The sequence below is a fragment of the Streptomyces thermocarboxydovorans genome (genome assembly GCF_039524635.1).
GTDB lineage: Bacteria > Actinomycetota > Actinomycetes > Streptomycetales > Streptomycetaceae > Streptomyces > Streptomyces thermocarboxydovorans.
This window is the reverse complement of the sequence record NZ_BAAAGU010000008.1, coordinates 40,015-59,035: the sequence shown is the minus strand read 5'-3', so window position 1 is coordinate 59,035 and position 19,021 is coordinate 40,015. Positions and strand designations below refer to the sequence as shown.

Sequence of the window (19,021 nt, the reverse complement as noted above, 5' to 3'; positions counted from 1 at the left end):
TCAGCGCAGAGCTGCGGTGAAGGCGGCCCAGGCACCCCGGCCCACCATCAACACCGGGCCGTCAGGGTTTTTGCTGTCGCGGACGGGAACGGCACCGGGAAAGTCGGGGGCCACCTCGACGCAATTGCCGCCGTTGTCGCCGCTGTAGCTGCTCTTGATCCAGGTCGTGGCCGAGCTGAACTCGTCGCTGTTCATCGTGCTCGTACCTCTCCATCGCCTCGCTGATCAGTGCGGCGGACTCGAGAGCTGACGGAGCATCCGCCCTGAGCACATCATAGGTCTGCAGGTGCCATCCGTAGACGGCCGGATTGTCGTTGAAATGGCCTCGATCCAGTGATTCCGAGTAGACCCACTTGTGCCCGTCGGGCAGCTCGATCAACGACATCGCGGCATTGGGACGCACGAGTTCGGCACGGTTGGCAGGCGCCACCTGCACATGGATGTTGGGGCGACGAGCGACGTCGAGCAGGTGCGCACACTGCTCACGCATGACGATCGGGCCGCCGACCACATTGCGAAGACAGCTTTCGTCGAGGACAACCGCATAGAAGGGACCTCCGTCCGCGAGAAACCGCCGCTGGCGGCTCAGCCGGGCACGAACCCGCTCCTCCACTTCGTCACCGCTGGTGACGCGCGCGAACAGCGCCCGCGCGTACGCCTCTGTCTGCAACAGCCCGGGCACCACCTGCACTTGATACTCACGCAGCGCCACAGCCACAGCGTCCATCTCCGCACGGCGCCGGAACCAATCCGGATGCTCCACCTGCGGATACCAGTCGATCCTCCCCCACAGCCGCCCCAGCACCCCACCCGTGCCGAGTAGTTCGTCGCACGTCTTCGCGAACGTGTCCGTCGGCACCCGCGTGCCCGCCTCCACCCGTGCAACATGCGACCGGTCGCACGGGATGCGCCCCGCCAACCCCTCCTGCGTCAGCCCCGCCGCCTCCCGGAAGTGCCTCAGCACCTCGCCGAACACGGCGGCCGTGGTAGCCCCCGTACTCCCCCCGGCATTGCGTCGGCTCACGGCGTCCCCCTCCGTGACAGTGGTCCAGTGTCACGCGTCATGCATTGATGCCCACGATTCCACTGCGCCACGCTCGACACACCGAGAGTGACGAAAGGGAACCGCCGATGGATCTGAGCGCCGAGGTCCGCAAGGCCAACCGCCGTTCCGTCAACCGCCTGTTGATGGCTCACCCGCTGGTCCCGGTGAGCCCTCCCCCGGAGCCGGTCCCCGGCTGCGGCGAGTGCGCCGGGCTGGCCGCGCGGCGGAACGAGGCGCGGGCGGCGGACGACGGCAGCGCGGAGACGGACGCGGACGTGCTGCTCCGACGCCACCAGCGCCGGGTCCATGAGGCGCACTCCGCAGGAACCCGCCGCGTCTTCCGCTACGTGCCGTACACGATCGTGCAGGACCCGTCCGCCGAGCCGGAGTACGAGGCCCGGTGTGTGTCCGGGGACGAGGCGGACTGCGGGGCGGCGTCGGGGCCGTGCCGGTCCCCGGCGGGGGTCGAGGAGTGGCAGCGCCGCCACACCCAGGAGACCCGGCACACCCGCTACCGCCGCAGCTTCGCCGACTACGCGGTGCTGGAGCCCTTCGGGTGATCACCTGCGCCCTTGGCCCTTCGGCCGGGGAAGACTGGCCGTATGGACACGATCGACTCCGCCACCGCCCGTTCCTGGCTCGGCACCGCGCTGGAGGAGGCACGGGCGGGGCTTGCCGAGGGCGGGATTCCGATCGGGGCCGCGCTGTACGGGGCGGACGGGACGCTGCTGGGGCGCGGGCGCAACCGACGGGTGCAGGACGGGGATCCGTCGATGCACGCGGAGACGGCCGCCTTCCGGGCGGCGGGCCGGCAGCGGTCGTACCGGGGGACGACGATGGTGACCACGCTGTCGCCGTGCTGGTACTGCTCGGGTCTGGTCCGGCAGTTCGGGATCTCGCGGGTGGTGATCGGTGAGGCGGTCACCTTTCACGGCGGGCACGACTGGCTGGCCGAGCACGGTGTGAACGTCGTGCTGCTGGACGATCCGGAGTGCGTCGCGATGATGCGGGATTTCGTCGAGCGTCATCCACAGCTGTGGAACGAGGACATCGGGAGGTGAGCGCCTCCCGACGTCCTCGTTGCCGGGCTCAGAAGCCGGCGGCGGTCAGCGCGCCGAGGCCGACGTCCGCGTAGGAGTGCTTGCCGGAGACGAAGATGTTGACGCCGTAGTAGTTGAACAGCCAGCAGCCGAAGGCCAGCAGGGCCAGGTACGCGGCCTTGCGGCCCTTCCAGCCGGCGGTGGCGCGGGCGTGCAGGTAGCAGGCGTAGGCGACCCAGGTGATGAAGGACCAGACCTCCTTGGGGTCCCAGCCCCAGTAGCGGCCCCAGGCGTCGCCCGCCCAGATCGCGCCCGCGATGATCGTGAACGTCCACAGCGGGAAGACGGCCGCGTTGACGCGGTAGGCGAACTTGTCGAGCGAGGCGGAGGCGGGCAGGCGCTCCAGGACGCTGGTGGCGAAGGTGCCGGGCTTGCCGCCGCCGGCCAGCTTGCTCTCGTAGGAGTCCTTGAAGAGGTACAGGATCGTGGTGACCGCGCCCAGGTAGAAGACCGCGCCGCAGAGGATCGCCGTGGAGACGTGGATGTAGAGCCAGTACGAGTGGAGGGCGGGAACCAACTGGTCGCTGGCGGTGTACAAGACAGTGACAGCGAGGCCGAGGTCGAGGAGGACCGAGGTGATCAGGAACAGCCCGATCCAGCGCACGTTCTTCTTCAGCGCCAGCAGCGTGAGGTACACGCCGACGGCGACGGTGGAGAACGTGATGTTGAACTCGTACATGTTGCCCCAGGGCGCCCGCTGCACGGACAGCGCCCGGGTGAGCACCCCGCCGAAGGCCAGCAGGAAGCCGAGCACGGTGAGGGACACGGCGATACGGCCGTAGAGGTCGCCCTGCTCGTCACCGCCGTGGGCGCCGGGGCCGTCCGGTACGTCCCGGGTGCCGGCCGTGGCGCGGACGACGACCTTGGGCCGCTCAAGGACGGCGGTGCCGCCCGCCTGCTTCACCGTCACCGCGGGCGCCTTCTTGGACTCCGCGCGCGGGGTGAGCGCGGCGGCCGTGCGGGCGACCTTGCTGCGGCTGCCGAAGAGCCATTCGGCGATGTATGCGAAGAAGGCCAGGGTGTAGACGGCCATCGCGGAGTAGATGAGCACATTGCTCATCTCCGCGAGGCTCTCGTTGGTCGCGGCGGCGAGAGTCACTGCTGCTCAGCCCCTTCGGCAGATGCAGGGTTGCGGTTGTCGGGTGTCTTCGCTGATGCGTCGTCCGGTCCGGGAGCGGTTGCGGGATCGGGGGCGGGGTCGGTGCCGGTCCCCGGGTCGGGGTCGGGGTCGGTGCCGGTCCCCGGGTCGGGGTCGGTGCCGGTGCCGGGATCCGAGGCGGCGTCCGTGGCGGGATCCGCCTCGGGACCGGCCTCGGGGTGGTCGGGGGTGCCGGTGCCGGACTCGGTCTTCGGGTCCGGCTCGGGCTCGGGGGCGCCTGGGGCCTGTGCGTAGAGGGCCTCGGCGAGGTCGCCGAGTTCCTCCGGCACCTTTGCGGACTCGCTGCGGCCGAGGCCGGCCATCTCGACGACGGTCACCCCGTCGGCGCCCTCGGCGGCCCGCACCCAGACGCGGCGGCGCTGGATGAACAGCGACGCGGCGAGGCCGCCGATGGCGACGATGGCGCCGCCGAGGGCCCAGCCGCCGCCGGGCTCCTGGACGACCTGGAAGCCGGCCCACTCCTTGATGTCCTTCTCGAAGGTGACCGAGCCCGCACCGTTCGGGAGCTTCATGGTCTCGCCGGGGCGCAGCAGCTTCTTCAGCAGCTTCCCGTCGGAGCCCTTGAACTCCTTCATCTTGGACTTGTCCATCTGGTACACGCTCTGCGGAATGCCGGAGTCGGCCTTCAGGTCGCCGTGGTAGGCGTTGAGCGCGAGGACCGGATAGTCCAGGGCGGGGAACTGGGAGAGCATCGTGCCGGTCGCCGAGCCGCCGAAGGTCGGCACGAAGAAGGCCTGGAAGCCGAGCTGCTCCTTCTTGCCCTCGGGGTTGCGGTAGCCGTCGAGGACCTTGACCACGCCGGAGGAGGTGACATTGGCGTCGAGCGGCAGCAGCGGCACCGCGTCCTGGAAGACGATCCTGCCCTTGCCGTCGCGGACCGTGACGACCGGTGCGTAGCCGTGGCTGACCAGGTAGACCTTGGCGTCGCCGATCTTCAGCGGTTCGTTGACCTTGACGGTGGTCTTCTTCTGCTTGCCGTAGGCGCCCTCGCTGTAGGTGAGGTCGGCCTCGTAGGTGCGCGGGGTGCCCTTGTTGGGGCCGGTGCGTTCGTAGGTGCCCCTGAAGTCCTTCAGGTCGAAGCTGAAGGGTTCGAGGTCGTCGGTGGTGAAGAGGCTGCCGGACTTGAAGTCGTCGTACTGGGTGAGCGTGTTGGCGAAGCCGTGGCCCTCGACGATCAGCTTGTTGCCCTCGGACTTGAACAGCTGGCCCCAGGCGAAGGCGATCAGCATCACGATCAGCGCGATGTGGAAGGCGAGGTTGCCGACCTCGCGCAGATAGCCCTTCTCGGCGGCGACCGCGTCACCGGAGAGATGGGCGCGGAAGCCGCGCTTCTTCAGCAGGGCGAGGGCGGCCTCGCGGACCTGCTCCGGGTCGGCCTCGGTGCGCCAGGTGGTGTGGGCGGGCAGCCGCGTCAGCCGCCGGGGCGCGCCCGGCGGGCGGCCGCGCAGCTGGCCCACGAACTGCCAGGTGCGCGGGACGATGCAGCCGATCAGGGAGACGAACAGCAGGATGTAGATCGCGGAGAACCACACCGAGCTGTAGACGTTGAAGAGCCCGAGCTTGTCGTAGATCGGGGCGAGGACCTCGTGCCGCTCACGGAAGTCGGCGACCTTGGTCTCGTCGATCCCGGTCTGCGGGATCAGCGAGCCGGGGATCGCGCCGAGCGAGAGCAGCAGAAGCAGCAGCAGGGCGACCCGCATGGAGGTGAGCTGCCGCCAGAACCAGCGGGCCCAGCCGATCACGCCCAGGGAGGGCAGGTTCGGCGCCTCCTCGTCGGGGGCGGTGGACAGCCGGGCGGCGGCCGCGCCCAGGTCCTGGTCGTCACCGGCCTTCGTGGTGTCGTCCGTCGTGGTGTTGCTCATCGGGTCAGATCCCCACAGTGAAGCCGTTGGACCAGGTCTGCATCTGCGCCACGAGGCTGTCCCACGCGCCGGTCAGCAGCAGCACACCGGTGACGATCATCATGCTGCCGCCGATGCGCATGACCCACACGTAGTGCCGCTTGACCCAGGCGAACGCGCCGAGCGCCTTGCGGAAGGCGACGGCGGTGAGCACGAAGGGCACGCCCAGTCCCAGACAGTACGCGACGGTCAGTATGGCGCCCCGCCCGGCGCTCTCCTGCTGGGCGGAGAGGGTCAGTACGGAAGCGAGGGCCGGACCGGTGCAGGGTGCCCAGCCGATGCCGAACAGCGCGCCCAGGACGGGTGCCCCGACGAGACCGGCCGCGGGGCGCTTGTGGAAACGGAACTCCCGCTGGGTGATCCAGGGCATCAGGCCCATGAAGAAGGCGCCCATGAGGATCATGAGGACGCCGAGGATCTTCGTCAGGACACCCTTCTGCTCCTGGAGCGTGTACCCGAAGTAGCCGAAGAAGGCCCCGCCGGAGACGAACACGGCGGTGAAGCCGAGCACGAACAGGGAGGCGCCGGCGACCATCCGGCCGCGCCGGGCCTCGCCCAGGTCGGTGCCGGACACACCCGTGACGTAGGAGAGGTAGCCGGGGACGAGGGGGAGCACGCAGGGGGAGAAGAAGGAGACCAGTCCCGCGAGCAGGGCGATGGGCAGCGCCACCAGCAGGGCACCGTTGAGCACGGTGGTGTTGGGGTCCACCGCGGCGGCGAGCGTGTGCAGGGACGTCACGTCACTTCTCCGCGACGACCGGCTTGAGCATCTTCAGCAGCCGTTCCTCGCTGAGCGGTGACAGGGAGCGGGCGGCGATCTTGCCGTCCCGGTCCAGGATCAGGGTGGAGGGGATCGACTGCGGGTTGAGCGTGCCCTTGGGGAAGCGGAGCATCAGCTTGCCGGTGGGGTCGTACAGGCTCGGGTAGGGGACGTCGAAGTCCTCCTCGAACGCCCGGGCCGCCCGGATGTTGGTGTCGCGGGTGTTGATGCCGACGAACTGCACGCCCTTGCCGGCGTAGTCGTTGGCGACCTTGGTGAAGTACTTGGCCTCCGCCCGGCACGGGTTGCACCAGGAGCCCCAGACGTTCAGCACGACGACCTTGCCCTTGTAGTCGGCGACGTCGAGCTGCTTGCCGTCGACGGTCTCGCCGGACAGCTCGGGGGCCGCGGCGCGCTCGCCCTTGGCGGCGGTGGAGATGCCGTCGGTGCCGGTGACGAAGTTGGTGTCGCCGCCTCCGCCGGAGGTCCCGCCCTCGCCGCACGCGGTGACGAGCAGTGCGGCCACGGCGGCACCGGCGGTCAGGGCGACACGGCGGCGGACGCTCGCACGGCGGTCACGGCCGACGCGGGCGGCGCGGTTCGGGCGCTGGGGGGCGCGGCTGGCGGCACTCATGTGAAAAGTTTCGCATGCCCTTCCAGGGGATCATGCGCACCCCCCTTGCGGGCGGAAACCCGCATTTCAGGCGCCGTTCGAGGCGCTCCCCCCGGTGCCGCGGCCGGCGTCCTTCATGAACGCCTTCCAGCCGCCTGCCGGTTCCTGCCCGACCTCCAGGGTGCGCAGCCGGTCCAGGACCTCGGGCTTCTGCACGTCGAGCCAGTCGACGAACTGACGGAAGGAGACGAGCCTCACGTCGCCGCCCTTCTCCTTCTCCCGCGCCATGTGCTTGAGGGCCTCCTCCACGGCGTCCATGTAGATGCCGCCGTTCCACTCCTCGAAGTGGTTGCCGATGAAGAGGGGTGCGCGGTTTGTCTCGTATGCCCGTTTGAAGCCGGATATGTATGCCTGGGCGGCCTGCTTCCGCCAGCCCGGGTAGTTGTGCGCGGGCGCCTTGGTCGAGTTGAGGGACTGGTTGGCGAGCATGTTGTAGTCCATCGACAGGACCTCGAAGGAGCGGCCGGGGAACGGTATCTGCTGCAGCGGCAGATCCCATATGCCCTGTTTCTTCACCGGCCAGGTCTGGCGGCCGCCGGGCGAGGATGCGTCGTAGCGCCAGCCCAGCTCGCGGGCGACGGGCAGCAGGTTCTCCTGGCCGAGCAGGCAGGGCGTACGGCCGCCGGTCAGCTCCTTGTCGTAGTCGAAGGGGAGGGACGGCAGGTCGGTCCAGCCGGTGTTGGTCCGCCACTGCTTGACGAAGGACTTCGCCTGGTCGATCTCGCTGCGCCACTGCTTCGGTGTCCAGTTGGCGACGCTGCCGGTACCGGCACAGAAGTGGCCGTTGAAGTGGGTGCCGATCTCATGGCCCTCGAGCCAGGCACGGCGGAGGTTCTTCAGCGTGTCCTTGATGTGGTCGTCCGTGAGGTAGCCGATGTCGGAGGCGCCGCGCGGGTTGTTCGGCGGGTCGTAGAGGCGCTTCTTCGACTCGGGCAGCAGATACAGCCCGGAGAGGAAGAAGGTCATGGACGCGCCGTGCTCCTTGGCGAGGTCCAGGAAGCGCGGGAAGAGACCGTTGCCGACCTCGCCGGCGCCGTCCCAGGAGAACACGACGAACTGGGGCGGGGCCTGACCGGGCTCCAGCGGCACGGGCTTCTCCGGCTGATGGGGCTGCCGGCCGGTGAAGGAGGTGGAGCCGTCGCCGATCGGGCGGGCGGTCTTGGAGGGTTCGGGCTCGGCGCCCGGCCCTTCGTCGCCGCCACGGGAACCGCCGGCGTGGGTCGAACCGTCCGAGCCGGTGAGGCCTCCGCAACCGGCCAGCGAGGCGGCGGCCACGGCGCCCGCGCCGAGCCCGAGCATTCCCCTGCGGGTGAGAGTGCGCATGGCCTCCCCGTTCGTCACATCATCTGCTGGTCACTCAGTCAGAGGCCGTGACGGAGATGGAGGTTCCACTCAATTGGGGAGATTTTGCAACGAACAGGACGCGCGGCGGCCTTGGCCGCCGCGCTTTCGGTTATTAGGGCCGCTACGCGCCGAATGCCTTGCCGCCGGCTCCGCCCTTCGGGCGCTTTGCGCCGGCGAGGAGGTGCGGGGGGACGAGGTCGCGGGCCGGTTCGCTGTAGCCGACGGAGACGATCTTGTCGCCCTGGAAGGTGAAGCTGGTGAGCGAGGCGAGGGTGCACTGGCGCTTGCGCGGGTCGTGCCACAGGCGCCGCCGCTCGACGTAGGACCGCACGATCCAGATCGGCAGCTGGTGGCTGACCAGCACCGCCTCGTGGCCGCGGGCCGCGTCCTTCGCCGCGTTGAGCGCGCCCATCATCCGGATCACCTGGTCGACATACGGCTCGCCCCAGGACGGCTTGAACGGGTTGACCAGGTGCTTCCAGTTCTCCGGCCGGCGCAGGGCACCGTCGCCGACACCGAAGGCCTTGCCCTGGAAGACGTTCTCCGCCTCGATCAGCCGCTCATCCGTGAGGATGTCCAGCCCGTGCGCCTTGGCGATCGGCTCGGCCGTCTCCTGCGCCCGCTCCAGCGGGGAGGCCCCGACATGGACGATGTCGCGCCCGGACAGGTGCTCCGCGACCCGGTCGGCCATGCGCCGGCCCAGCTCCGAGAGGTGGTAGCCGGGCAGCCGCCCGTAGAGGACGCCGGACGGGTTCTCGACCTCGCCGTGCCGCATCAGGTGGACGACGGTGACGTCGGCGCCCAGATCCTTCTTCTGGCCGGCGCTCACGCGGTGGCCTCCGCTGCCGCTCGGGCCGCCGCCGGGAGGGCGTCGGCGATCCGCTGGACGGCCTGCTCGTCGTGCGCGGTGGACACGAACCACGACTCGAAGGACGACGGCGGCAGGTACACGCCGTTCTCCAGCATCGCGTGGAAGAAGGCGGTGAAGCGGAAGGACTCCTGCGCCTTGGCGTCCTCGTAGTTGCGCACCGGCCGGTCGGTGAAGAACACGGAGAACATGTTGGAGGCGTTCTGCAGCGTGTGCGCCACGCCCTCCTTGGTGAGCGCCTCGCCGACCAGGGACTGGATCTGCGCCGAGACGGCGTCGATCTTCCGGTAGGCCGCGTCGTCCAGCAGCCGCAGCTGGGCGAGTCCGGCGGCGGTGGCCACCGGGTTACCGGAGAGGGTGCCGGCCTGGTAGACGGGCCCGGCGGGGGCCAGGTGCGCCATGACGTCGGCCCGCCCGCCGAACGCCGCGGCCGGGAAGCCGCCGCCCATCACCTTGCCGAAGGTCATCAGGTCCGGGCGCACACCGTCGACGCCGTACCAGCCGGCGCGGCTGGTGCGGAAGCCGGTCATCACCTCGTCGGAGATGTACAGCGCGCCGTTCTTCTCGCAGGCGTCCTTCAGCCCCTGGTTGAACCCGGGCAGCGGCGGCACCACGCCCATGTTGCCCGGCGAGGCCTCGGTGATCACACAGGCGATCTCGCCGGGGTGGGCGGCGAACGCCGCGTGCACGGCCTCGAGGTCGTTGTACGGCAGCACGATGGTGTCGCCGGCCTGCGCGCCGGTGACGCCCGGGGTGTCGGGCAGCGCGAAGGTCGCCACACCGCTGCCGGCGGAGGCGAGCAGCGAGTCGACGTGCCCGTGGTAGCAGCCGGCGAACTTGATCACCTTGCTGCGCTGCGTGAAGCCGCGGGCCAGACGGATCGCCGACATGGTGGCCTCGGTTCCGCTGGAGACCAGCCGCACCTGCTCCAGCGGCTCGATCCGGGCGACCATCTCCTCGGCGAGCGCGACCTCGCCCTCGCCGGGCGTGCCGAACGACGTGCCGCGGGCGACGGCCTCCTGCACGGCGGCGATCACCTCGGGGTGCGCGTGCCCCAGGATCATCGGGCCCCAGGAGCAGACGAGGTCGACGTACTCACGCCCGTCGGCGTCGGTCAGATACGGCCCGTTTCCGGACACCATGAACCGGGGCGTACCGCCGACGGCGCGGAAGGCACGCACCGGTGAGTTGACGCCACCGGGAGTGACGGCCGCGGCCCGATCGAACAGCGCCTGCGAGGCGGGGGCTTCGTATGCATATGGCAGTTCGCTCATGACCTGCGACTTCTCCGACCTTCTGTCGACTTCTCGGGCTCTCGGAGGGCTCCGGTGCCGAGTGCGAGGGACGTTGTTCAGGGTAGGCCAGGGGCGCTGGAGAGGGGGTCCAGGGGCGCTCCGGAGAGGGCGCGTGGCAGGCGCGTGGCCGGGGGCGGGCCCGGACGGAGCCGGCCGTGCGACTGCGGAGAACGACCGCACCGATCGTTCTCGGCCACCGCGCGGATCTCTGCGGCCTCCAACCCCCACCACCGCCGTGTGATCTGCGAAACTGGCGTCTGATATACGCAGCTCACACGGCCCGGTGCGGCCGCGGGCCGCGAAGATCCCGCGGACTGATGTTTCACCGCACGTTTCGGCGGGCGGCCGTGGGGGAGGTCACTGACACGATGATCGGGTTGCGCGGCGGGGGCCGCGCGTCCTAGAAAAGCAGTCGGGTGGAGATATGCATCGCGGTGGCGGACTGGGCGAGGGGACTGATGACCTGGGTCCTCGACGTGCCCGGCGGGGAAGGCACCGGCGCGAGACCCAGCACGCGGACGAGGCGGCGAACGCGGCAGGCACGAACGAGTCCCGTCAGACACATGGAGTTCCGAGCGAACCCGAGCGGCTCGACGGACGTATACACGGACGGATCGAGCGGCTGGGACCGGGGAGCAGGAATGGTGGTCGGGTGGGGGTGACGTACAAGTACTTCGGCGCGCCGGACGGCGCCACGGCAGCCCGCGTCCCGATCTCGATGCGTCCCGAGGAACTCGGCGGCGACGAGCTCGGCATGGGCGGCATGTTCACCAAGATCAAGCCGGAGACCATGGCCGCCATGGTGCTGACCGGCATCGAGGGCGTGCCCCTGCACAAGGTGCCCCCGCTGGAGCTGGTCGTGCTGCACCCCGACTACGCGGTGGTCAAGCTGCCCATGACGGTCGTCGACCCGCTGCGCGGCATCGGCGAGGAGGCGGTCGGCGCGGCGGCCTTCATCTGGTCCACGGTCCCCGACCGCGGCGGCCCCCGCGACGCCTTCAACGTCTACCAGCTGCTGCACGAGTGGCAGGACTTCAGCCACCGGCTGTATGAGGCGGGGCATCAGCCGTATTGCCTGGTGTGGCCCTGAGCTGGGGTTTCTCGGGTAGCGGGCGGGGTTTTCGGACCCCGCCCTCGTCATGTGCCGGAAGGGGCCCTCAGGCGGCCAGGGCACATTGAGGGCACATTAGTTTCGCCGGGGGCACTGATGTGCCCTGGGCTCCTCGTGCCGACTCCTCCGTGAAGGCGTCGTCGATCGCCTTGCGGGTCCGCGTCTCGCTGGACGGCAGCAGATGCGTGTACGTCCGCAGCGTGAAACCCGGATCCGAGTGGCCGAGGTACTCGGAGAGCGCCTTGATGCTCTCCCCCGCGTCCAGGAGCACGGAGGCGTAGGCGTGCCGGAGGGCATGCATCCCGTCCTCCCGGGCCGCCTGGAGGTACCTCGCGCCACGCTCGCGGGGAGGGATCACGCCGGCGGCGGCCAGGGCGCGCTTCCAGTCGCCCATGTTGAAGACGCTGCGGTTGTACGCCCGCCCCTTCTGGTCGACGAAGAGGAGACGGAAGGTCTTCGGCTCGCCGTCCGGCTTGGCCCAGGGCAGGGTGACCTCGACCGGCGGAAACTCCTTCATGTGCGCCTTGAGGGCAGCGGCAAGCTGGGCCGGTAGAGGCACGGACCGGATCTTGTTCCCCTTGGGCAGCGCGAAGACGGGCTTCGTGCCGACGAGCCGCACCTGGCGGTTGACGTGAATCCAACCGGTCTTGAAGTCGATGTCCTCGACGGCGAAGCCGAAGACCTCCCCCTGACGCAGGCCGCAGCCGAAGGCCAGCTTACCGCCGGCGTGAAAGCGTTTGGGCAGGCCGGCGATGACTGCGCGAACGCGCTCCAGCGGCCAAGGGATGATCTTCTTCTTGGTCGCGGTCGGCAGCTTGACCGACTTCGCCTTGCAGGGGTTCTTCGGCAGCAGCCCGTCCTCCACGGCCGCGCCGAGGATGCTGGAGAGGATGTCGAAGATGCCCTCGATCGTCGACACCTCCAGGCCGGCGTCCTGAAGAGTGCGGATCCAGCCCTGGATGACCGAGGGCTGGTTGAGGGAACGCAGCTCGCGTCGCCCGAGGTGCTCGACGATGTGGTTGCGGACCGTCGCCTCATAGCGGAGGGCTGTCGTCGGACCGACGGAGTTCGCGTCCAGCCACTTCTGCGCGTAGGCGCCGAGCGTCTGCTTCGTCTCGGCTGGCACGACGTAGGATCCGCGCCGGATTTCGACGTCGACCTCAGCGGCCCGGTTGTCCGCCTCGGCCTTGGTGTCGAAGTTCTCCTTGCGCTGGCGGCCGTCCAGATCGCGGTAGCGGACCTGCCAACGTTTGCCGACGCCGTGATCAGCGGTGGGGACCATCTGCCGCGTACGGCTCCTGTGTTCACCGCACTCAGCCTCGGTGGGCTTGGGGTGGGACTTGTGCCAGCGGTCGTACACGTCAGCCAAGAAGGACCCCCTGGATGCACTCCCGGATCTGGATTGGAGAGGTCTCCAGAGGCAGCAGGACTGCGGGCGAGACGCCGAGGGCGGCGGAGATCGCGACGAGGTCGTCGACGTCGCAGCGGCGGTGGGCGCGCTCGGTGCGGCTGAGGGCGATGTTGGACATCGGACGGCCCAGCGCGGTACATCGGGCAGCCAGCTGGTGCTGGGTCAGGCCGCGCGCGATACGTATTCGCTCTATGGCGCGGGCGGTGTGGAGGCCGGCGGGGCCTATTTCGACGGGTCGAGTTGCCATGACAGGTAGCTGTAACTTGCAGCTGGCCTTTATGTCAAGAGTTGGCTCTAAAACTCTACAGAAGTCGCTGCCAGGTGACCGCGGGCGGCGTGGCGTTTATCTCGCCTATTCACGAGGCGCGGACGGGCAATTCCCGCAGGTCACTGTGCTAGCTTGTCGTCGCGCGGAAAGCTTGGGTGTTTTGAGCCGGTATCTCCCGATGTGCTCACCGCCTGTGCCAGCTCATTTGCGCACCTACCTAGTCACCCTTTGGCCTGCGACAACGGACGGCACCGACCCTGAGGGACCCCTCGTGGGCTCAAGGACGAGGACGTAGTCGCCAACTTTTTGGTCAACGGCCGATCCGCCTCTACGGTTATTTCCCCTCCCAGCCACGCCGAGGGAATTAGTGGAGAGTTTTAGAACCAACGTTGGACTTCTTCGCTCGCGGTGTGGCTGTGTTGTCCAGGCACGCTGTCCATGACCGAAAAGGAGCCGTATGCCGAATACCGCTGCCCGCAACGCCAACGCCTCTACCACCGCCGACGCTGCCAGGCGTGGCCCGCTGGCCACCCCGGCGGAAGTCGCCGCCTACCTCGGCGTGCCGGTGAAGACCCTCTACCAGTGGAAGTACCGGGGCATCGGCCCCAACGTGCACAAGGTCGGCCGTCACCTGCGCTACCGCTGGCACGAGGTGGACGCCTGGGTGACCAGCCAGTCCGCGTACGACCTCGCGTCCTGAAGCCGCCGGTCCAAGCCCCTGCTCCGTCGCCCTTGAACGATCGAACCGGTGGGCCGGGCCTTGCCCGTCCGGCCCACCAGGGAGGAATGCCTGTGGACGAACCTACGTCTTCCGCCACCGCCCCCGCTCCCCCGACCTCAGCCACCGACGAGGAGCCGGCGCGACCCGACGAAGGGGCCCTGCTACTGGACGAGTTGCGGGCAGCCATCGCACGGTACGTGATCCTGCCGAGCGGCGAGGCGCTGACCGCTGTGACGCTGTGGGTGGCCGCCACCCACATCCAGCCCGCGCTCCAGCACGCACCCCGTCTCGCGGTGGTCGGGCCGGCGAAGCGGTGCGGCAAGTCCCGCCTGCTGGACGTGATCACCGAGACGGTGCGCGAACCGCTGATCACGGTCAACACCAGCCCCGCGGTGGTCTTCCGCGCCATCGGCGACGACCCACCCACCCTGCTGGTGGACGAGGCCGACACCATCTTCGGCAGCATCAAGGCCGCCGAGAAGAACGAGGAGCTGCGCGGCCTGCTCAACGCCGGCCACCAGCGCAACCGGCCCGCCCTGCGCATCTCCGGCCCGGAGCACAAGCCGCAGGCGTTCCCCACCTTCGCGATGGCCGCACTCGCCGGCATCGGGGACCTGCCGGACACAGTCATGGACCGGGCGGTGGTGATCCGCATGCAGCGCCGCAAGGACGGTGAGCGGGTGGATCAGTTCCGCTCCCGCCGTGACATCCCTGCCCTCCACGGTCTGCGCGACCGGCTGAACGCCTGGCTCCGGCCCCTGATGGACACCGCAGCGGATCTGGTACCGCCGATGCCGGTGCAGGACCGTGCGGCGGACACCTGGGAGCCGCTGGTGATCGTCGCCGAACTCGCCGGCGGCACCTGGCCGGAGCAGGCCCGTACCGCGTGTGCGGCCATGTGCGCGGCCGAGGCGAGCAATGACGACGAGTCCAACCTGAAGACGCGCCTGCTGCAGGACATCCGCCGTGCCTTCGCACGCTACGGAGATCCCGACATCATGCGCACCCGTGACCTCCTGGACGAACTCCTCCAGGATCAGGAGGCGCCTTGGGCTGAGTACGGCACCGCCGGCCTGAGCCCGCGCCACCTGGGGATCCTCCTGGCGGACTTCGACATCAAGGCCGCCACCCACCGCTTCGAAGGCGGACGGCAGGCCAAGGGCTTCGCCCGCCTCCGCTTCATCGACGCGTGGGCCCGCTACTGCCCCGAAGAGCCGACGGCCGACAGCGGCGACGAGAACGACGCCCACGTCCCAAGCCCGCACCCGTAAAGACTCGTCGCACTCGTCGCATCGCAGGTCAGCCCCGCGACGGGTGTCGTCGCTGTGACGAGTCCACCCGTACCACGGCGGCCATCCGTACCTGCCTGACCAGGCATGCGACGGGTGCGACGAGTCACTGCCCTTCCCGCCAACCCCTTGTGCCCATGGCACCCGCCACCGCCTGGAGTACGCCGCTTGCCTTCACGCACCACCACGTCCCCCGTACCGGTCTTGACCGCCGCGATCCGCCTCGGGGTCGCCCTGGTCGGAACGATCGGCTTCGCCCTCTCCTACGACGCCCTGCGGCAGATGGCCGTCGCCATCCACATCCGCGGAGTGCTGACCTACGCCTTCCCGCTCGTGATCGACGGGTTCATCGCCATCGGCGTCGCCGCCCTGCTCATCCTTCGTGCCGCACCATGGCGTTCTCGTCTGTACGTCTGGGCACTCGTCGGCCTCGCGACCGTCACCAGCATCTGGGCGAACGCCCTCCACGCCGTCCGTCTCAACCAGCAGGCACACACCGCCGGACTCCACCTCGACAACGTCACCGTCGGCGGCCTGTCCGCCATCGCCCCACTCGCGCTCGCCGGCGCTGTCCACCTCGACCTTGTGATCCGCCGCCACCCCGCCCCCCAGGCCGGCGAAGCCGCCGCCACAAAGAGCCACAACGTCCCCGATCCCGGCCACAACAGCACCGACAGCGCCGAACCGCCCGCCGCTGCGGAGGAGGACGCCGGTCGGCCGGCGCAGGCCGAGAGCCTGCCCGATGTGGCTGAGCCCCCGGACACGGCGGAGGAAGCGGTCGATGTGCCGCAGAAGGCGCTCACCAAACCGGATGCCCATGAGAACGACGCCACCTTCGAAGAACTGCTCGTCGTCGCGCGCACCGCACCGCTGGGACGCGGAGGTCGCGCCTCACGCCGCAACATCGAGACGGCCATCCGAGCCGCCAGGTACCGCATCGGCAAGGACCGTCTGACGCACATCAAGGACCAGGTGCAGGCAGAACTCGACGAGTCAGCCCGTCATGCCGAGCCCGGCAAGGAACCCGCCGGCGTCCTCTGACGGCCACAGACGCTTCCGTCCCCACAACACCCGCAACGGTGCTTGGAGAAACCGCCCGATGCATGACGACCCCGAACTCCCGGCTCGGCTGCCCGAGATGACCACCAGCGCCAACCAGCCAGCAAGGTATGCCGTTGGACCGTCCAAGGGCCGGTCCAACAGGGATGCCTCCGCCCCAGGGGTGGCGAAGGCCATCGGGCACCAGGGGGCGCCCGAGGACGAGGAACACGCCGACGCAGGGACCGGCGTGCTCCCGCGCGCCGCTGAAGCAGCCGCCCTGCACCGCATCGCCCGTCGCCGCAAGCGCAAGGACACCCAGCGCAAGGAACGCGTCGACGTGCGCTACAGCATCGAGGAGAAGGCCGCGATCCTCCGCAAAGCCCGGTCACTGAACATCGCCGGCGCCCACTACGTCGGCGCGGTGGTCATGGCGCACATCCATGGCGACCTTGCCCTGCCCGGCCAGCGCACCCCGCTCGACGACTACATCGACGAGCTGACCGCCCTGCGCGAGCAGGTCGCCAAGATCGGCAACAACGTCAACCAGATCGCCCGGAAGCTCAACGCGGGCGGCCATCCACACCCTGGGGACAACGCTGCTCTGACCCATGCCGGGCGCACCCTTACGGCGGTCCGTGCCGCCGTCGTTGAGATCGCTGCAGCCGCTAACCAGGCCGTCACCAAGAAGGCGGCCTGATGATCGCCAAGATCAGCAGCGGCAAGGACACAGCCGGCCTGATCCGCTACCTCTTCGACACCAAGAGGGCCACGGACCACACCGACCCTCACCTCGTCGCCTCCTGGGACGGTTTTGCCCCCGACCCCGGCCGAAGCGACGACTTCGCCGCCACAAAGAAGCTCCTGGTGGCCGACCTCGACCTGCGCGTCAAGCAAGCCCGCCGACTGGGACGTGCGCCCGAGCAGCATGTCTGGCACTGCTCCATCCGAGCCGCCACAACCGACCGCCACCTCAGCGACGAGGAGTGGGCCCACATCGCCCGCCGCGTTGTGGCGGCCACCGGCATCGCGCCACAAGACGACCCGGACGGCTGCCGCTGGGTCGCCGTCCGCCATGCACCCGACCACATCCACATCGCCGCCACCAAGGTCCGAGGCGACCTGAGTACCGCACGCCACTGGAACGACTACCTCACCGCCGACCGCGAACTCGCCAAGATCGAGGAGGAGTACGGCCTTCACCAGGTCGTGCGCGGAGACCGCACCGCCGCCAAGCGCCCCACTCGCGCCGAGCAGGAGAAGGCCCGCCGCGCCGGCAAGGCCAAAACCTCCCGCGAGCACCTGCGCACCACCATCCGGCAGCTGGTGTCCATCGCCACCAGCCCCGAGGACTTCCTTCATCTGCTCGACGGCGTTGAGGGCGTGCTCATCGACGTCCAGCACTTCCCTTCCGGCGACGTGCGCGGCTACAAGGTCGCCCTGGAAGGCGACACCAACGCCGCCGACGAGCCGATCTGGTTCTCCGGCGCCAAACTCGCCCCCGACTTGTCCTTTCCCAAGATCGCGGAGCGCCTCACCGCCATCGACACCGCGCCGGCCACCGAGCCGGGCCTTCGACGCAGACCCAACCCCTGGCACCAGGCCACCGCCGCGGCCGAGCGCATCCCCCACCACCTCGACCACGGCGACGACGAAGTCGCCCAGGCCCACATCGCGGCTCTCGGTGAGGCCATCGACGTCCTTCCGCTGCTCGTCCCCAGCCACCTGAGGCCACAGCTGCAGAAGGCCGCCACAGCGTTCGAACGTGCCACCCGCTCCCGCATCCGCGCCCAGGAGGACCACGCCCGCGCCCTCCGGGGCGCCATACGAGCCCTGCGCACCGCGCCGGTCACCGGTGACGGGTCCGGGCTGGCGATGTTCCTCGACATCGCCGTCCTCGTCGTCCTCGCCGCGGCCCGCTGGCACCAGGTCCACCGGCACGACCAGCAAGTCGCCGCAGCTCACCAAGCTCTGGTCCACCTGCAGGCCGCCTACCATCAAGCCGCCGCCGGACCGCTTACCGCCCTGGCCCAGCGTCAGCCACCGGGCCGCACCATGGAACGGCACGCCCAGCGGATCCTCGTGATCCTGCCCGACCACGTCCAGCTGGTCCTCGACGACCCCGCCTGGCCGGCACTGGCCGCCGCCCTGACCGAAGCGGAGAACGCGGGTCACGACCCCGAGCAGCTTCTCCAGCAGGCCGCACGGCTGCGCACCCTGGACGACGCCCGCTCCACCGCCAGGACCCTCACCTGGCGAGTCCAACGCCTCGCCGCCCGGCAGGTCCCCAGCGACCAAGCACGAGCCGCCCAAGCCAGCACGAGCGTTGCAGCCCGGCCTGGTCTGACGGCATCCGCTCGACACCGGTGATTCCGGCGCTGGCGCACGGCACATCCCTCATGGCGATACCAGCCGGAAGCGTAGATCCGCTGCAGCGGCCTCTGCCTATGCAGCTTCAGCCTCACGCAGAGGCGAGGACTCGCTTCCCCGGAGCGTGGACACCTCCGTAGCCCATGCCGAGACCTCCGCAAAGTGCTCCGGTTGGACACCCTCTCGGGGATTGGGCTGGATCAGGAGAGTCGGCAACCCGCGGGCGACACGCTCCGCTGACCATTCGTGGTCGAGGCTGGTGAAGTCGTCGTCGATCCACACAGCGGGCGCGTCGCCCAGCCATGCGTCGACGTGGTCGCGCTTCCACAGGTAGCCGTTGGGGTGGCTGGTGGTGATGTTGGGGCGTGGCAAGTCGACGTGCGGTAGTGGCGGGAGGCCGAGAAGGGGGCCGATCAGGGTCGTCGCGTCCTGGCGCCAACTGGTGCACCAGACGGGTGTGAGGAGGCCGGTACGCATCAGGTCCATGAGCGCGGGACCGTGGGCGGGGTCGAGCCAGATGGTGACCGGGTCGTCGGCACTGCGGCCTGTGGGTACGACCTCGTAGCGGGCATGGGTGGCGGGGGTGGTGCCGTCCGCGTCGGGGAAGGGTATGAGGACGCCGTCGATGTCGATGAGCAGGTAGGGACGCATCGGTTCCTCCGCGGAAG

General features: G+C 69.5%; 20 protein-coding genes. 8 read left to right on the top strand and 12 right to left on the bottom strand.

The annotated features are described in order from the left end of the window. Both ABD198_RS05335 and ABD198_RS05330 read right to left on the bottom strand, forming a co-directional pair. Positions 1-114, bottom strand: coding sequence for a DUF397 domain-containing protein (locus ABD198_RS05335; RefSeq protein WP_343998184.1), 114 nt, complete (start codon positions 112-114; stop codon positions 1-3). Continuing rightward, complete coding sequence (locus ABD198_RS05330) at positions 62-1,024, bottom strand: helix-turn-helix domain-containing protein (protein ID WP_425580423.1); 963 nt, start codon at positions 1,022-1,024, stop codon at positions 62-64. Before ABD198_RS05330 ends, ABD198_RS05335 begins: the two co-directional genes overlap by 53 nt. A 107-nt stretch (positions 1,025-1,131) precedes the next feature. Here ABD198_RS05330 and ABD198_RS05325 point away from each other — a divergent pair, with 107 nt between their 5' ends. Both ABD198_RS05325 and ABD198_RS05320 read left to right on the top strand, forming a co-directional pair. Further along, on the top strand, positions 1,132-1,605 hold the full coding sequence (locus ABD198_RS05325) for a DUF7848 domain-containing protein (RefSeq protein ID WP_343998182.1): 474 nt from the start codon (positions 1,132-1,134) through the stop codon (positions 1,603-1,605). A 42-nt stretch (positions 1,606-1,647) separates the two neighbouring features. Further along, complete coding sequence (locus ABD198_RS05320; RefSeq protein ID WP_343998181.1) at positions 1,648-2,106, top strand: nucleoside deaminase; 459 nt, start codon at positions 1,648-1,650, stop codon at positions 2,104-2,106. 28 nt (positions 2,107-2,134) lie between these two features. On the opposite strand, the gene ccsB is transcribed toward ABD198_RS05320, so the two are convergent. From ccsB to hemL, 7 genes are all read right to left on the bottom strand, one after another. Next, entirely contained in the window at positions 2,135-3,244 is a 1,110-nt protein-coding gene (ccsB, locus tag ABD198_RS05315; RefSeq protein WP_343998180.1) for a c-type cytochrome biogenesis protein CcsB, read from the bottom strand. Beyond that, complete coding sequence (gene resB, locus ABD198_RS05310) at positions 3,241-5,166, bottom strand: cytochrome c biogenesis protein ResB (protein WP_343998179.1); 1,926 nt, start codon at positions 5,164-5,166, stop codon at positions 3,241-3,243. Before resB ends, ccsB begins: the two co-directional genes overlap by 4 nt. Before the next feature lie 4 nt (positions 5,167-5,170). Beyond that, a complete protein-coding gene (locus tag ABD198_RS05305; protein WP_343998178.1) occupies positions 5,171-5,944 on the bottom strand; it encodes a cytochrome c biogenesis CcdA family protein in 774 nt (257 codons plus the stop codon). Position 5,945: 1 nt separating this feature from the next. Then, a complete protein-coding gene (locus ABD198_RS05300; RefSeq protein WP_343998177.1) occupies positions 5,946-6,599 on the bottom strand; it encodes a TlpA family protein disulfide reductase in 654 nt (217 codons plus the stop codon). A 66-nt stretch (positions 6,600-6,665) separates the two neighbouring features. Further along, entirely contained in the window at positions 6,666-7,937 is a 1,272-nt protein-coding gene (locus ABD198_RS05295; protein WP_343998250.1) for a polysaccharide deacetylase family protein, read from the bottom strand. A gap of 166 nt (positions 7,938-8,103) precedes the next feature. Continuing rightward, positions 8,104-8,757, bottom strand: coding sequence for a histidine phosphatase family protein (locus ABD198_RS05290; protein ID WP_343998249.1), 654 nt, complete (start codon positions 8,755-8,757; stop codon positions 8,104-8,106). 50 nt (positions 8,758-8,807) lie between these two features. Continuing rightward, positions 8,808-10,124 carry a glutamate-1-semialdehyde 2,1-aminomutase gene (hemL, locus tag ABD198_RS05285; RefSeq protein ID WP_343998176.1) on the bottom strand — a complete coding sequence of 439 codons (1,317 nt, stop codon included), beginning with the start codon at positions 10,122-10,124 and terminating at the stop codon, positions 8,808-8,810. A 445-nt stretch (positions 10,125-10,569) separates the two neighbouring features. On the opposite strand from hemL, the gene ABD198_RS05280 reads away from it, so the two are divergent. Next, entirely contained in the window at positions 10,570-11,235 is a 666-nt protein-coding gene (locus ABD198_RS05280) for a hypothetical protein (protein ID WP_343998175.1), read from the top strand. A 67-nt stretch (positions 11,236-11,302) separates the two neighbouring features. Here the strand turns inward: ABD198_RS05280 and ABD198_RS05275 are convergent, their stop codons facing one another. Together ABD198_RS05275 and ABD198_RS05270 are read right to left on the bottom strand one after the other, a co-directional pair. After that, positions 11,303-12,616, bottom strand: a complete 1,314-nt coding sequence (locus ABD198_RS05275) for a tyrosine-type recombinase/integrase (protein WP_343998248.1) — start codon at positions 12,614-12,616, stop codon at positions 11,303-11,305. 1 nt (position 12,617) lies between these two features. Further along, the gene (locus ABD198_RS05270) at positions 12,618-12,914 is read right to left on the bottom strand and encodes a helix-turn-helix domain-containing protein (protein ID WP_343998174.1); all 297 of its coding nucleotides are present in this window, start codon (positions 12,912-12,914) and stop codon (positions 12,618-12,620) included. Positions 12,915-13,392: 478 nt separating this feature from the next. Between ABD198_RS05270 and ABD198_RS05265 the strand changes: the two genes are divergently transcribed. The 5 genes from ABD198_RS05265 to ABD198_RS05245 all read left to right on the top strand — a co-directional run bounded on the left by ABD198_RS05265 (position 13,393) and on the right by ABD198_RS05245 (position 18,353). After that, a complete protein-coding gene (locus tag ABD198_RS05265; RefSeq protein ID WP_343998173.1) occupies positions 13,393-13,635 on the top strand; it encodes a helix-turn-helix transcriptional regulator in 243 nt (80 codons plus the stop codon). A gap of 86 nt (positions 13,636-13,721) precedes the next feature. Next, the gene (locus tag ABD198_RS05260; RefSeq protein ID WP_343998172.1) at positions 13,722-14,927 is read left to right on the top strand and encodes a DUF3631 domain-containing protein; all 1,206 of its coding nucleotides are present in this window, start codon (positions 13,722-13,724) and stop codon (positions 14,925-14,927) included. Positions 14,928-15,113: 186 nt separating this feature from the next. Further along, positions 15,114-15,986: a DUF2637 domain-containing protein gene (locus ABD198_RS05255; RefSeq protein ID WP_425580422.1), complete on the top strand. Its 873-nt coding sequence runs from the start codon at positions 15,114-15,116 to the stop codon at positions 15,984-15,986. A gap of 58 nt (positions 15,987-16,044) precedes the next feature. Further along, a complete protein-coding gene (gene mobC, locus ABD198_RS05250; protein WP_343998170.1) occupies positions 16,045-16,683 on the top strand; it encodes a plasmid mobilization relaxosome protein MobC in 639 nt (212 codons plus the stop codon). Next, positions 16,683-18,353, top strand: coding sequence for a relaxase/mobilization nuclease domain-containing protein (locus ABD198_RS05245; RefSeq protein ID WP_343998169.1), 1,671 nt, complete (start codon positions 16,683-16,685; stop codon positions 18,351-18,353). The genes mobC and ABD198_RS05245 overlap by 1 nt, the downstream gene beginning before the upstream one ends. A gap of 75 nt (positions 18,354-18,428) precedes the next feature. Here ABD198_RS05245 and ABD198_RS05240 read toward each other — a convergent pair whose 3' ends face one another. Beyond that, positions 18,429-19,004 carry a hypothetical protein gene (locus ABD198_RS05240; protein ID WP_343998168.1) on the bottom strand — a complete coding sequence of 192 codons (576 nt, stop codon included), beginning with the start codon at positions 19,002-19,004 and terminating at the stop codon, positions 18,429-18,431. Positions 19,005-19,021 lie beyond the last annotated feature (17 nt).